The organism is Pararhizobium capsulatum DSM 1112, from assembly GCF_030814475.1.
GTDB classification, from domain to species: domain Bacteria; phylum Pseudomonadota; class Alphaproteobacteria; order Rhizobiales; family Rhizobiaceae; genus Pararhizobium; species Pararhizobium capsulatum.
The window spans coordinates 280,712-294,736 of sequence record NZ_JAUSVF010000002.1 but is presented as its reverse complement, the minus strand read 5'-3'; the positions used below and the strand labels follow the sequence as shown (position 1 = coordinate 294,736).

Here is a 14,025-nt window from a genome sequence, read left to right as displayed (position 1 = left end):
CAAGATTCTTTCTGATGTCGTCAGGCCGTTGCACGCGTTTGGCGACATCCATGAGCGACAGGGAGATGCCGCATGAACATAGCCTCGCAGCCCAACGATATCCGAGATGTCATCGAGGCGGATCGCGCCCATGTCTGGCATCATCTCAGCCAGCACAAGCCTTATGAAACCGTTGATCCGCGTATCTTCGTCGAAGGCAAGGGCATGCGGGTCTGGGATGCGACGGGCAAGGAATATCTCGACGCGCTTTCCGGCGGCGTCTGGACGGTCAATGTCGGCTTCGGGCGCACCAGCATCGCCGACGCTGTGCGCGACCAGCTCGTCAAGCTCAACTATTTCGCCAATTCCGCCGGCTCGATCGCCGGCGCGAAATTCGCCCAGCAGCTGATTTCCAAGATGCCGGGCCTCACCCGCGTCTATTATTCAAATTCCGGTTCGGAGGCCAACGAGAAAGTCTTCAAGATGGTGCGGCAGATGTCGCACCGCCACCATGGAGGCCGCAAGTACAAGATCCTCTACCGCGATCGCGACTATCACGGCACCACCATCGGCACGCTGGCCGCCGCCGGCCAGCCGCAGCGCCGCGAGCAATATGGCCCGATGCCTCCCGGCTTCGTCGAGGTGCCGCATTGCCTGGAATATCGCAGCCAGTACGGCGCGATCGAAAACTACGGCGAGCGCGCCGCCGAGGCTATCGAAGAGGTGATCCTGCGCGAGGGGCCGGATACGATCGGCCTTCTCTGCCTTGAACCTGTCACCGCTGGCGGCGGCGTCATCGTACCGCCCCGGGGCTACTGGGAGAAGGTGCAGGAGATCTGCAGGAAATACGACATCCTTCTTCACATCGACGAAGTCGTCTGCGGCGTCGGCCGTACCGGCAAATGGTTCGGCTACCAGAACTACGGCATCGAGCCCGATTTCGTCACCATGGCCAAGGGTGTGGCCTCCGGCTACGCCGCCATTTCCTGCACGGTCACCACGGAAAAGATCTTCGCGATGTTCAAGGACGATGCGGACGATCCGTTGTCCTATTTCCGCGACATCTCGACCTTCGGCGGCTGTGTGGCGGGACCTGCGGCAGCACTTGAAAACATGCGCATCATCGAGGACGAAGGCTTGCTCGACAATACGCTCAGGATGGGCGAGCGGCTGGTCGGAAATCTCAATGCGCTGATGGAACGCCATGCCGTGATCGGCGATGTGCGCGGCGCCGGCCTGTTCTGCGGCGCGGAACTGGTTTCCGACAGGCAGACGAAGGAGCCTGCACCGGAAAAGATGGTGCAGGCCGTCGTTGCCGATTGCGCCGCCCAGGGCGTGATCATCGGCGCCACCAACCGTTCGCTGCCGGGCCTCAACAACACGCTCTGCCTCGCCCCGGCCCTGATCGCTACCGAAAACGATATCGACGGCATCACCGACGCGATCGGCAACGCCCTGACCAAGGTGTTTGGTTGACAGCTGTCAAAAGCGGCAACTCCCTTTTCTCCCGAACTGGAAGAAAAGGGAGCACGCCACCTACTCCCGATGAATCTGGAACGGTGCCCAGGACTGGCTGACCGGCATGATCTCGAGGCTGTTGATGTTGACATGATCAGGCAGCGACGCGACCCAGTAGATGCTTTCAGCAATATCTTCCGGCTGCAGCGGATTGGTGCCGGCGTAGAATTTATCGTAAGCCGCCTGATCGCCGCCGTTGCGGACAAGCGTGAATTCGCTTTCCGAAAGGCCGGGTTCGATCGACGTCACCCGCACGCCCTTAGCTGACAGGTCGCTGCGCAGCCCCAGCGAAAACTGACGCACGAAGGCCTTGGTGCCGCCATAGACATTGCCGCCGGGATAGGGCCAGCTGGAGGCAATCGAGGCCAGATTGATCACCACACCCCGTTGCGCGATCAGCGTATCGAGCAGCAGCCGGGTGATCGTCACCAGCCCGGTAATGTTGGTGTCGATCATCGTCTTCCATTGATCGAGATCGGCGGTTTGGGCCGGGTTATAGCCCAGCGCGAGACCGGCATTGTTGACGAGAGCGTTGATATCGGCAAAGCCCGCCGGCAGCCCGGCCAGCGCGGCCCTCGTGGCAGTCTCGTCGCGGATGTCGAAGCAGAGCGCCAGGGCGCGTTCCGGCCCGCCCAGTTCGGCAACCAGCGCATCGAGCCGATCCTGACGGCGGCCAGTCAGCACCACGTTCCAGCCTTCCCTTGCGAAACGCTGCGCAACCGCCTTGCCGAAGCCGGAGGTGGCGCCGGTGATGAGAGCCGTCTTGGCCATGGGTCGATCCTTTCACGTCAAATGATCTGGTCAGTGTATTCAGGCAAAGGCGATCGCGTAAACCGTCTGCGCTAAACCGACAATGGCGATAAAGATAAGACCGACGCCCGATACGCGATCCCAGACTGAGGCCGGCAGGCGATGGGAAAGGAAGTAACCGGCGGCAAAGCCCGCCAGCGTCAGCGGGCAATAGATCATCAGGAGGCGCAGCAACTCGGCATCAACAGCGCCCATGTAGGCGCGGCTTGCCAGCGTGAACAGGTCGATCAGGCCGAAGAACACCGCCAATGTGCCGCGCACATAGTCGCGCTTCACACCGCCGGCCAGCAGCCATGCGGCGATCAGCGGACCGCCGACGGCAAAGGCTGACAGAAGAATGCCGGTAACAAAGCCGATGACGATGCCGAACGCCTTGTGTGCCAGCCAGACCGGCGGTTGGCGGATCAGCGCGGTGCAGGCCGCAACCACGATGGTCGCAGAGACGAGGATGCGGGCAAGATCACCTTCCAGGTAAGGAACGAGCAGGCTGCCGCAGAGCGCGCCAAGCAGGCCGGCAGCGATCAGAATCCGCGTCACCGGCCAATCGATGGGGCTGCGGCCGCGATCGACGACGGTAAAGCCGGTGAGCATGAGATCGTTGATCAGGATGAACGGCACCATGCCGGTCGGCGAAAAGATGCCGGCAAAGCCTAGCGCCGCGACCAGCGCGTAACCAAAGCCGGTGACACCGCGAAAGGCCGCGGCGCCGATGGTGACGGCCCCGATGACGAGCGCATCCATTCCTGATCTCCTGTCGGGTTATGCACACTGGCCGTACGGCTGTCATAGCGATAGCCGATCAGGGACAGCTTGAGGAGTTCATAGCTGCCGCCACCGTCATCAGACAGGGCCAGCCCCTTGCGAACATGGAGCCAGAGCCTGTGCTTGCGCATTTCCATCCACGGCGCCCTGAAATGACGCAACAATGCTGTTTTCTCAGAGAAAACGCGGAATTCCGCTCGGAGACGACCCCGCGGCCCGTAAACATTCTGTCTAATATTCAATCATATTGATGAATTTTTTTGCTATTGTTGACGTATATTTGGGCTTCCATGACTTTGATATCGAAAAATATCGCTATAGTTGTAGCAACGTTGAAGCTTCCGTAAATATATCATTGCCAGCCATTATCATCGTGTTAGCTTGTCGCCAATAACAGCGGCAAAGCCGCGAGGGGAATTGATGGCTTTTGGCGGTTTTCACCCGGTTTCCGGGGTCGATCTTCCACGTTTTGCCGGCATCGCAACCTTCATGCGATTGCCGCACATTACCTTTGACGATCCGCGCCTGTCCGAGGTGGAGATCGGCCTGATCGGCGTTCCCTGGGACGGCGGCACCACCAACCGGCCGGGTCCGCGTCACGCACCGCGCCAGTTGCGCGACTGTTCGACGATGGTCCGCTTCCAGAATGGCGCAACGAAGGTTCGCCCCTATGATCTGGCGCGCTGCGCAGATCTGGGCGATGTCGGCCCCAATCCCGCCGATGTCGCCGATTCCCTTGCGCGGATCACCGCCTTCTACGACAAGGTGCGCGACGCCGGGATCATACCGCTCAGCGCTGGCGGCGATCATCTATGTACTCTTCCGATCCTCCGGGCGCTGGCGAAGGACCGGCCACTCGGCATGGTGCATTTCGACAGCCACACCGATCTCTTCCACTCCTATTTCGGCGGCTTCAAATACACCCACGGCACGCCTTTCCGCCGCGCGGTCGAGGAAGAACTGCTCGATCCCAAGCGGGTCTGCATGATCGGCATTCGCGGCTCAGCCTATGATTTCGAGGATCGCGACTTTGCCGATGCCGTCGGCATCCGGGTCATTCCGATCGAAGAGTTTCACGCTCGCGGGGTCGATGACGTTATGGCCGAAGCCCGCGAGATTGTCGGATCGGCCGAGACCTATGTCAGCTACGACATCGATTTTGTCGACCCGACCTTTGCACCCGGCACAGGGACACCCGAGATCGGCGGTCCCAACAGTTTTCAGGCGCTTCAGGTCGTTCGCGCATTACAGGGATTGAACATCATCGGCGCCGATCTCGTGGAGGTTTCGCCGCCGGTCGATCCGAGCGGCGGCACCGCATTTCTGGGCGCGACCATCCTGTTCGAACTGCTCTGCGTGATTGCCGAAAGCAAGGCGCTCAAGCTAGCGGCGTAAAACTTCTACCGACAACAGCAAGACCGGGAACCGGCGGATAACTTTAACGCAACATACAAACTGGGAGCTTACCGATGAGCATTCTGAAAACGCCGCTGACACGGCGCACTGTTCTGAAATCTACCGCCATTGGCGCCGGCGTTCTGGCTGCCCCCGCCATCATTTCGTCGGGGGCACTTGCGTCTTCCGGCGAAGTGAACTTCACCGGCTGGGCCGGCTATCCCGGCATGGCCGAAAAGGTCTTCCCGGCCTTCGAAAAGGCAACCGGCATCAAGGTGAACTTTACCGAGCAGCCCGACCAGGACACCATGTTTGCCCAGGCGAAGATCTCGCTGGCAACCGGCACCTCCGACGTTGTCGAGCCGACGCTTGACCGCGTTTCAGCCTGGAATTCCAACGGCCTGCTTCAGGGTTGGGACCTCAAGAAGCTGACGGTGGACAACTATGCGCCGGGTCTCGCCGATGGTTCCGCCGATACGCTGGCGACGATCGACGGCCAGAAGCTGATCGTGCCCTCCGTCTGGGGCACCGAAGCGCTGGTCTATTCCACCGAAGGTTTCCCGACGGAATATGGCAAGGCCAGCCTCGCCGACCTCTTCAATCCGGCAAACCAGGTGACCGTGCGCGGCCACTCCGCGCTTGCGGCCATGGGCCGCTGGCTCGATGCCGAGGGCAAGCTGCCGAAGCCGTGGATCGACGGCTACAAGGACGAAGCCACCATGGTCGAGCTGTGGGACATCGCCCTTGCCGAAGCCATCAAGGCCAAGGGCAACATCGTCCAGTTCTGGAGCGGCGAAAACGACGCGCAGGCGGCGTTCCGCACCAATGGCGCTGTGCTTGGCCTGTGCTGGGATTCGACCGGCTTCAACATGAAGAAGGAAGGCGGCTATGCCTACCTCGCGCCGAAGGAAGGCGCCTTTGCCTGGAACCAGGGCCTCGTGCTCCTGAAGAGCGCCAAGAACATCGAGCAGGCCCATGAATTCGCCAAGTGGGTTTCGACTGCGGAAGGCTCCGCTCTCTGGGCGACCGCCTTCTCCGCAAACCCGGTCGGCAAGGGCGGCATCGACCTGATGGATCCGACCGTGTCGGAGTTCTACAAGGCAAGCTTCCCGGGCGACGCGGTCAGCAAGATGTACTGGTGGCCGAGCCAGGCCGCATGGTTCCTCTCCAAGCGCGGCGAATATGCCGACAAGTACAAGGCCGCTTAAAGCCGCCTGACCCTTTTGCCGGCCGCGCAAGCGGCCGGCATCTCACAGATAGAAAAACGGCCATCGAAGGCGATAAGGGAACGAATTCCAGACAATGAGTGCCAGTGTCGAACTTCAGAATGTGTGTGCGGATTTCGGATCGTTCCGTGCGGTGGACGATGTCTCGCTGTCGATAGAGGCCGGTGAATTCTTCTCGTTTCTCGGGCCTTCCGGCTGCGGCAAGACGACCATCCTGCGCATGGTTTCCGGCTTCGTTTCGCCGACATCAGGCACGATCAGCATCGGCGGCAGGGATATGCGCGACCAGCGCCCCAACCAGCGGCCGACTGCCCTCATATTCCAGAACCTCGCCCTCTTTCCGCTGATGCCGGTCTGGGAAAACATCGCCTTCGGGCTTGAGGCGCGCGGCGTCGACAAGAAGGCCCGCCGCAAGCGCGCCGAAGAACTTTTGGCGCTCGTCGATCTGCCCGATGCTGCCGACAAGGCGGTGAGCCAGCTTTCCGGTGGCCAGAAGCAGCGCGTGGCGATTGCCCGCGCGCTCGCGGTCGAACCCTCCGTCATGCTGCTCGACGAACCGCTCTCCGCGCTTGATCTCAAGCTGCGCCAGCATATGCGCGCTGAACTCCGCGCCATCCAGAAGCGCACCAACGTCACCTTCATCTACATCACCCATGACCAGGGTGAGGCCTTGGCGATGTCGGACCGCGTCGGCGTCATGTCCCATGGCAAGCTGCAGCAGGTGGCACCACCGCGCGAAATCTACAACACGCCCGCCAACGGTTTCGTGGCGGCCTTTGTCGGCGAGAGCAATATCTTCACCGGCACGCTCGCCGGACGCTCCGACGGGTTCGGCGATTTCCAGACGGCAACCGGCGTCTTCCGGGGCCGGCTCGGCCGCGATGTCGATGCCAGCGCCAAGCTCTATGTGCGCCCCGAGCATGTGACGCTCGAGGCTGCGACGAGCCAGAGCAACTCCATCCCCGTCGAAGTCACCGATATCGCCTTCGAGGGCAATTTCATCTCGATCCAGACCGTGGACCATGCGGGACGCACCATCGTCTCCGAAACCCGCAATGATGGTATAGGCACCGTGCCGGACCGTGGCGCAAAACTGTTTGCCACCTTCGATATCGACAAGGCCTTCATCCTCGCGGATGAGGTGACCGCAGCCAGGGTGGCGGCGGAATGAAGGATCTTCTCAACCGTTACGGCGTTTCGCTGACCGCGCTGATGGTCCTGCTGGTCGCCTTCTGGCTGCTGGTGCTGGTGATCGTTCCCAATCTCTATCTCTTCGAGAATTCCTTCCGGCCCTATCTTCCCGTTACCGAGATGGGCGGCCCGAAGGACGTCTATACGCTGAAGAACTACCTGACCTTCTTCCAGAGCCCGATCCACATCTCCGTGTTCTTCTGGACCGTGCTCTATTCGTCCATCGTGACAACCCTGTGCTTCTTCATGGCCTACCCGCTGGCCTATTACCTCTCGAAAAAAGCCTCGGCAAAGAGCCTGCCGACAATCTTCCTGCTGTTGACCATTCCGCTCTGGGTCAGCGAGATCATGCGCTCCTTCGCGTGGTTCATCATCCTGTCGCTCAAGGGGCCGCTCAATTATTTCCTGATCAATATCCACCTGATCGACAAGCCGATCCGCTGGATGACCGGCTTTCGCAGCGTCATGATCGGCCTTGTCTATACCTATGTGCTGTTCATGCTGTTCCCGATCTACAACGCCATCCAGTCGCTGGATACGAGCCAGATCGAGGCGGCGGACGATCTCGGTGCGCCGTGGTGGCGCATTCACTGGCGGGTGATCCTGCCCCATGCGAAACCCGGCATCGCCTCGGGATCGGTTATGGTGTTCATGCTGTCGGCCGGCTCGATCCTCGTGCCGACGTTGCTTGCGTCCACCAATTCCCGCTGGTTTACCGAAATCATCCAGCAATGGATGTTTGAATCGCTCGACTGGAACACGGGTGCGGCCTACGCCTTCCTGCTCCTGATCCTGTGCACGGTGTTCGTAACGCTGGTGATGCGGATATTCCGCGTCAAGCTTTCCGATATTGCGAAGTGAGGCAGCCATGACCACGAAGAAATCGGACTGGTTGTTTCGCCTCTATCTCTACGTCTTCCTCGCCTATCTGCTGCTGCCGCTGATCGTCATGGGCGGCGCCGCCTTCAACGCCTCGCGCTTTCCCTCGGTCTTCCCCTGGGTCGGCTTCACGCTACAGTGGTTCGTGGACCTCTGGAATGACACGCGCCTGTTGAACTCCTTCAAGAACACCGTGCTGGTCGCGCTCGCCGTGGTCGCGCTCTCGGTGCCGATCGGCACGGCTGCAGCGATCCTGATCAACAGCCTCGGCGGCGCGATGCGCTCCGCACTTTACGGCCTGATGGTGGCGCCGATCCTGACACCCGGCGCGGTGATCGGCATTTCGACGCTTCTGTTCTGGAACACGCTCGCGGTGCCGCCCGGCCTGCACCTCGCCGTGCTCGGCCAGGTCTCCTACATCGCCGCCTTCGTGATGCTATTGGTGCTTGCTCGCTTGCAAAGCTTCGACCGGGCGCTGGAGGAGGCCGCCCTTGACCTCGGCGCCAGCCACGCCATGGTGCTGCGCCGCATCCTGCTGCCGCATCTCTACCCGGCGCTTGGCGCCGGCGCTGTCATCGCCTTCTTCCAATCGATCGAGAACTTCAACATCACGCTGTTCACGCGCGGCCCCTATGACACGATGACGGTCTATGTGTTTTCCAAGGTGCGCAGCGGCATAACGCCGACCATCAACGCCCTTGCCGTCATCCTGATCACTGTCACCCTTCTCGGCGCCTTGCTGGTCGAGTTGCGCCGCAGGCACGCCGACAGAAGATCGGCGCCCGCCAGCGCCTAGCCCCGTGGTCGCGAAGGCGAGACGAATGGTTTACGCGATCGTGATGATCTCGAGCTCCTGCCCACCGACGGTCACGACATCGCCGACAGTCTTGCCCTGCAGCAACCGCGCAACCGGGGAGACGAAGGAAATCGACCCGGCCTTCGGGTCGGCCTCGTCCTCGCCGACGATACGGTAGGTCTGCACGCGGCCATCGTCGCGGCTGAAGGTGACGGTGCTTCCGAACGCGACCGTATCCGTCGATGTCGGATCCGCGACAAGCTGAGCGGTGCGAACCCGTTCCGTGAGATAACGCAAATCGCGCATCGGGCCTGAGGCCTGCCGCCGTCTTTCGTTCACGTCTTCGATCGAGCTTGTGGCATTGTAGGCCTCGCGAGCCTCCTGCAGCTGCAGTTCCAGGGCCTTCAGGCCCGCCTGCGTCACCAGGTTCGGGTGGACCGAGATCGGGCGGTCGGGCAGCAGGGTTTCGGCAGCGGTTTCTGCACTTTCCTCTTTGACGAAGGCGACACTCACTCTCAAAACTCCATTCAAACGCAACCCGTTTCTTGTGGCTACAATTCTATCATCTATCGCGGATGCCCGCCAATGCGCCCCCATCCGCGTCATCGCCGGTGACGATAATATCCGCTTATGGGTCTGTATTGGGGATCGCGAGTGCATTTATTTGGCCATCTGAAAATAGAACCCATACCATTGTATGGTTTCGTCATGAAAGATGCCGAACTAGAGTGGTATGGCGTTCTGAGGTGTCCCGCATGGAAACTGGCTTTACCCCCCCGCCAGATAGTTCTTCGGCCTTCCCCAACGCCGAAGCCCCCATGGACCTTCCGAAACGCCAGGGACCGCTCCGTTCCGCCTCGGAGCGGTCCTCACCTTTTCAGGAAATTCCCGCATCTGGTCTCCAGCACAGCCGGTCGAAACATGCGTTCGGCGGGGTGGAATAAGGGGGAACGACCGTCGCGGCGGCATGGCCAATTTGGCCTCATGAATTTTTGCGTGTCCACCCCGGATGACGGTGATCCACGGGCCAACAGGTTACGTAGAGTGGTCTTGCTAATGGGCGGAAACTCTTAGCACCGGCAAGGTTCCGACGCCACGGTCGGGCCTTGCCACCCTTTCTGTCAGGCCTATTTGCGACGCGCGTAAAGAATTCCACACAGAACAATGGCCCCGCCGATCGCCTGCGTGACACTGACGCCTTCGCCAAGCACGACCACGCCAAGAAGAGCCGCGACCACGGGCTGCAGCAAAAGGGTGAGCGAGGAAAATGCCGTCGGCAGATAGGCAAGCGCATAGGCGATTGCCACCTGCCCGCCAACATGGCAGATCAGCGCCAGCCCGATAAGCATGGCCCAGCCGAAAATCGTGACGGGAAAAAGCTGGCTCTCGGTCAAAAGCACGACCGGCAACAGGCAAACCGCAGCCGAGAGCGTGCTCCACAGCATGACGCGCATCGTGTCGAAACGACCGCGCAGCCGGGCGATGCTAAGCATGTAGCCAGCGTAGAACACGGCCGCCAGGATGGCCAGCAAATCGCCCGCCCTGTTGCCCTCGGCAAGCCCGCTTAGCCCACCCTTCAACACGACGATACCCACGATTGCAACGAAGAGACCGATCAGGAAGGCGCGTGTGATGGATGCGCCGAAGAACACCCAGCCGATCGCCGTGACGAAGACAGGCGCCAGATTGGCGAGCAATGTCGCATTGGCGACCGTCGTCACGTGGATCGAGGCATGCCAGCTTATGAGATCGCCGGCGAGAAATACGCCCGGCAAAGCGAGCACCATCATCTCGCGCAATCCCTGGGGCTTGGCCGCGTCTCCCCTTTCTGCCGCACGGAACAGGAAAAACAGCGGCACCACGGCCAGAGCAACCCGCCAGAAAGCGGTCGCCATCGGGCCGACCTCCGACAGTCGGACGAAAATCGGCGAAGCGCCTATGGCGACGGCGCCCGCAAGCAGCGCAATAAGCGCCAGACGGCTACGGGCGGCGGGTGCCGTGACGGCAAGTTCGGTCTGCGACACGGCGTCGTCCAGTCTCTCTGCGCTTCGGTTGGCGAAGGCTTACACCATGCGACGGAACCTGTGCAGCAATTTTGCGACGGGGAGAGGCGTAAAACACAGGCTTCGGGGCAACTTCCCCGAAGCATCAGTTACGGGTCCGCAATCAGCTCGTCAGACGGGGCGAGGTGATGATTTTCTTGAAGAGTGCCGCCATGGCCTCGGCGATGCCCTCCGTCGGGCTCACCTCGAAGAACAGGCCGGGCGAGGCGCACGCCTGCATGCGCGGGCTGATCTCCGCCTGGAACGGCTTGATCCATGTGTTGTACCAGCTGTTGGTCGGCAGCGGCAGGTAGGTCGTATAAAGAACGGCGATCTTGTAGCCGCCCGTCTTCAGCGTTTCGCAGAACTTGATATCAATCGGCTCCTGGCAGCGCCCGCTTGTCGTCTTCTTGGTGCAACTTGAAGGCTTGTAGCTGTCGCCGACCCCATCAGAGACAAAAAACAGAACCTTCTCCGGCGAGCCAACGCTCAGGCCGTTTCCGGCCGTCCCCATCTTGGCGGAGATCTGCGTGAGGGCGCGGTCGAAATCGGTCTGCTGGTCGTTGTTGTAGCCCTGGGCCGGGATCGACATCAGGTCGATCTTGGCCGCGCTCTTTTTCGCCGCATCCAGGTCCGTCGTCAGCCCCACGACTTCAAGCAGCTTGGTGTCTTCCGCCTTCTCGCCGAAGGTATAGACGGACATCCGGTACTGGTTGCTGCTTCTGCGATAATCCTTGGCGGTATCCATCAGGCTTGCAGTGGCCTTGGCAACGACGTTGATACGCGTCTGCACGCCGAGCTTCTTGGCAAGATTGTAATAGCTGTTCTTGTCGATGACGCCGTTCTTCACGATGTGGCAGGCAAAGGCGCACTGGTCGGACGTGCTCGCTACCATCTTTGCGACATCCGTGGGCGTCGCGCCGACACCCATGGAAGGGGTGTTGTCGAGAAGTAGGTAAAAATCGCTGAAGGTCTGCGTCTGGTATTCGGCGGTCGAGCGAACCGCGACCTTGATCTTTTCCTGCCCCAGTATGCGCGCGAAACTGGTCGAAATTGTTGCCTCGAGGTTTACGACAGAGCTGACGATATTGTCCTTCTTGACGACTTTTGCATCCAGCGAATCGAGCGTGACGCCGCCAAAATCGGCGGACTGCGCAGCAAAGAACTGCCGCGCATATTGGGTGCCGACGGCAATCTCGCCGTCGCCGGTCATTTCAAGTGCCTTCTGCACGCCGGGAGAACGTTCCGATATGGCTGCCAGCGCTGCCGCATCGGCAGCATCCTGCAATCTCGTCTTGGCCATCAGCGCGGAGCTGAAATCCACGGCAAGGCCGATTGCGCCAAAGACGGGCACAATAAGAATGGCGGCCATGATGCCGAAATTTCCAGATCGATCGTTCCGTAGCCGCGCAAACATCAAAGCCTCCATCGTCGTGGAAGACTTATAACCGTTGCGGGTTAAAATTCTCACGCCATGGCAAAGCCCTGAAAAAGCGGACAGAAAACCGTCGCAGTCCGCTCAGGCGGAGCCTCCTTCGGCCACTGGCTGCGGCTCCGCAGAGGTGCCCTCCTGATGACGACGTATACCGACCCGCGTGTTGAGCAACATCCGGTCCATGCCGAGCTGCTCTGCGAACCCCGATGCCCGGACATAGTCGAACACATCCGGATTGAGACCGGCGAGCCAGAGAACGATACCCTGTCGCGCGAGACTGCGTTCGCCCTCGATGATCATCTGAAGCGCGGAATACTCGATATCGACGACGCGGCTGAGATCCAGCATCACGACGCGCGGCTTTTCCTGATTGACCAGTTCACGGATGCGGTCGCCCACCTGCTGCGCGTTCACGAAAAACAGCCTCCCTTCCGGCCGCAGGATCAACAGTCCCTCGAAGGTCTCGTCGTCCGGATGCTCGGCAGAAACCGGCCGCAGAACGTCCCCTCCCCGTTTGCGGCCGACAATATGGATGCGTGGCTTTGCCGTCTGGCTTGCAAGGCCGACGAGCGACAGGATGATCGCAATAATGATGCCCTGGAGCGTGCCGAAGAAAAGCACGCCCAGAAAGGCGGCAAGCGCCCAGCGGAATTCCATGCGGCGAACCCTGCGGATCGACTTGAATTCCACGGGGTCGATCAGGCCGACGGAATAGACGATCACGATGGCGGCCAGCACCGCCTGTGGCAGCAATCCGAGCAGCGGCGCAAGAACCAGCATCGTCGCTGCCGAAGCCGCCGCGGTCACCAGCGACGCTTTTTGCGAGTGCCCCCCGACGGCGCGCACCACAGCTGTCTGCGATGTGCCCCCACCGGCCGGCATCGCACCGAAGAACCCGCCCGAGAAGTTGGCAAGTCCGGTGGCAACCAGCTCGCGGTTTGGCCGGATCGCCGGTTCCCCGGCCACGGAGAAGGCGCGGCCGGCGGCAATCGTCTCCGTAAAGCTCATCAGGGCGATGCCGCATGCCCCCGGCAACAACCGCAGGATCATATCGACATCCGGCAGTGTCAGCGATGGCAACGCCTGGGGAATGTGACCGACAATGGAAACGCCAGCCGCACCGAGCCCGGCCAGCCACGACAGGGCGATGCCCGCGCCCACGATGGCAAGCGGTGCGGGAGAGTGAGGCCAGATCCGCTCGAGGAGCAAAAGCAGCACGAGCGCGGTTGCACCGATCGCAAACGTGATGATCGATGTCTCGGGCAGATGCTGGAAGAGGGTCAGCACATCCCGGAAAAAGCCCTGCTTTTCGATATGCAGTCCGAAGAGTTTCGGCAGCTGATCGAGAACGATCACCAGTCCGATCCCCGCCTTGAACCCCGTCAGCACCGGCGAGGATATGAAGTTCGCCACGAAGCCCAGCCTCAGGGCCGCGGCCGCAATCAGAAGCAGCCCTGTCAGCGCCGTCAATGTCGCCGTCGCCGTCAGAAGCCGAACGGGATCTCCATCCGGCACGACGAGTGCAAGCTCGCTTGCTGTCAGGATCGCAAGGGTGGTTGTCGAGCTGACACTCAGCACCCGGGAGCTACCCAGCAGCGCATAGACAATCATCGGCACGAAGGCCGTGTAGAGGCCGACGCTGACGGGAAGACCGGCGACGGTCGCATAGGCCATCGCCTTCGGCAGAACCACCGCAGCCGCCGTCAGGCCTGCAACAATATCCAGCCGCAGCGGCCCGCCCGGCTCCCCGCCTGAATGAGGCGCCCCGCTTGACTGATCGGCATGCGGCAACGGAATCATGATCCCACCTCTTCCATCTGCATGATCAGGCCGGGCCGGGTGACACGCGCTGCCAACACGCCGGATCGATCACGTCTACCCCCAAGAATCGCCCAGTGCAGCAATCTCACCACCGCAATCGCCTGACGTCCAGCGCAAAATCTCAACTATTGCGCTCGCTGCAAGACCTGTCGCCCGCAGCGCGATATTCGA

General features: G+C 61.1%; 12 protein-coding genes. 6 read left to right on the top strand and 6 right to left on the bottom strand.

The genetic code is table 11. The features are described from left to right. Positions 1-72: 72 nt before the first annotated feature. On the top strand, positions 73-1,455 hold the full coding sequence (locus tag QO002_RS21770) for an aminotransferase family protein (protein WP_307233802.1): 1,383 nt from the start codon (positions 73-75) through the stop codon (positions 1,453-1,455). A 60-nt stretch (positions 1,456-1,515) separates the two neighbouring features. On the opposite strand, the gene QO002_RS21765 is transcribed toward QO002_RS21770, so the two are convergent. Both QO002_RS21765 and QO002_RS21760 read right to left on the bottom strand, forming a co-directional pair. Continuing rightward, the gene (locus QO002_RS21765) at positions 1,516-2,268 is read right to left on the bottom strand and encodes an SDR family NAD(P)-dependent oxidoreductase (RefSeq protein WP_307233801.1); all 753 of its coding nucleotides are present in this window, start codon (positions 2,266-2,268) and stop codon (positions 1,516-1,518) included. A gap of 39 nt (positions 2,269-2,307) precedes the next feature. Continuing rightward, a complete protein-coding gene (locus tag QO002_RS21760; RefSeq protein WP_307233800.1) occupies positions 2,308-3,048 on the bottom strand; it encodes a sulfite exporter TauE/SafE family protein in 741 nt (246 codons plus the stop codon). Positions 3,049-3,489: 441 nt separating this feature from the next. On the opposite strand from QO002_RS21760, the gene QO002_RS21755 reads away from it, so the two are divergent. The 5 genes from QO002_RS21755 to QO002_RS21735 all read left to right on the top strand — a co-directional run bounded on the left by QO002_RS21755 (position 3,490) and on the right by QO002_RS21735 (position 8,556). Next, positions 3,490-4,464 carry an agmatinase gene (locus QO002_RS21755; RefSeq protein WP_307233799.1) on the top strand — a complete coding sequence of 325 codons (975 nt, stop codon included), beginning with the start codon at positions 3,490-3,492 and terminating at the stop codon, positions 4,462-4,464. 74 nt (positions 4,465-4,538) lie between these two features. After that, the gene (locus QO002_RS21750; protein ID WP_307233798.1) at positions 4,539-5,672 is read left to right on the top strand and encodes an extracellular solute-binding protein; all 1,134 of its coding nucleotides are present in this window, start codon (positions 4,539-4,541) and stop codon (positions 5,670-5,672) included. Positions 5,673-5,766: 94 nt separating this feature from the next. Then, entirely contained in the window at positions 5,767-6,861 is a 1,095-nt protein-coding gene (locus QO002_RS21745; protein WP_307233797.1) for an ABC transporter ATP-binding protein, read from the top strand. Next, complete coding sequence (locus tag QO002_RS21740) at positions 6,858-7,742, top strand: ABC transporter permease (RefSeq protein WP_307233796.1); 885 nt, start codon at positions 6,858-6,860, stop codon at positions 7,740-7,742. The genes QO002_RS21745 and QO002_RS21740 overlap by 4 nt, the downstream gene beginning before the upstream one ends. A 7-nt stretch (positions 7,743-7,749) precedes the next feature. Then, positions 7,750-8,556 (top strand): ABC transporter permease, encoded by an 807-nt coding sequence (locus QO002_RS21735; protein WP_307233795.1) that lies wholly within the window; start codon positions 7,750-7,752, stop codon positions 8,554-8,556. 30 nt (positions 8,557-8,586) lie between these two features. On the opposite strand, the gene greA is transcribed toward QO002_RS21735, so the two are convergent. From greA to QO002_RS21715, 4 genes are all read right to left on the bottom strand, one after another. Continuing rightward, positions 8,587-9,069, bottom strand: a complete 483-nt coding sequence (gene greA, locus QO002_RS21730) for a transcription elongation factor GreA (protein WP_307233794.1) — start codon at positions 9,067-9,069, stop codon at positions 8,587-8,589. Between the two features lie 614 nt (positions 9,070-9,683). Continuing rightward, positions 9,684-10,580: a DMT family transporter gene (locus QO002_RS21725; protein ID WP_307233793.1), complete on the bottom strand. Its 897-nt coding sequence runs from the start codon at positions 10,578-10,580 to the stop codon at positions 9,684-9,686. A 142-nt stretch (positions 10,581-10,722) separates the two neighbouring features. Continuing rightward, positions 10,723-12,015 (bottom strand): TadE/TadG family type IV pilus assembly protein, encoded by a 1,293-nt coding sequence (locus tag QO002_RS21720; RefSeq protein WP_307233792.1) that lies wholly within the window; start codon positions 12,013-12,015, stop codon positions 10,723-10,725. 102 nt (positions 12,016-12,117) lie between these two features. Beyond that, entirely contained in the window at positions 12,118-13,833 is a 1,716-nt protein-coding gene (locus tag QO002_RS21715) for a SulP family inorganic anion transporter (RefSeq protein WP_307233791.1), read from the bottom strand. Positions 13,834-14,025: the final 192 nt, after the last annotated feature.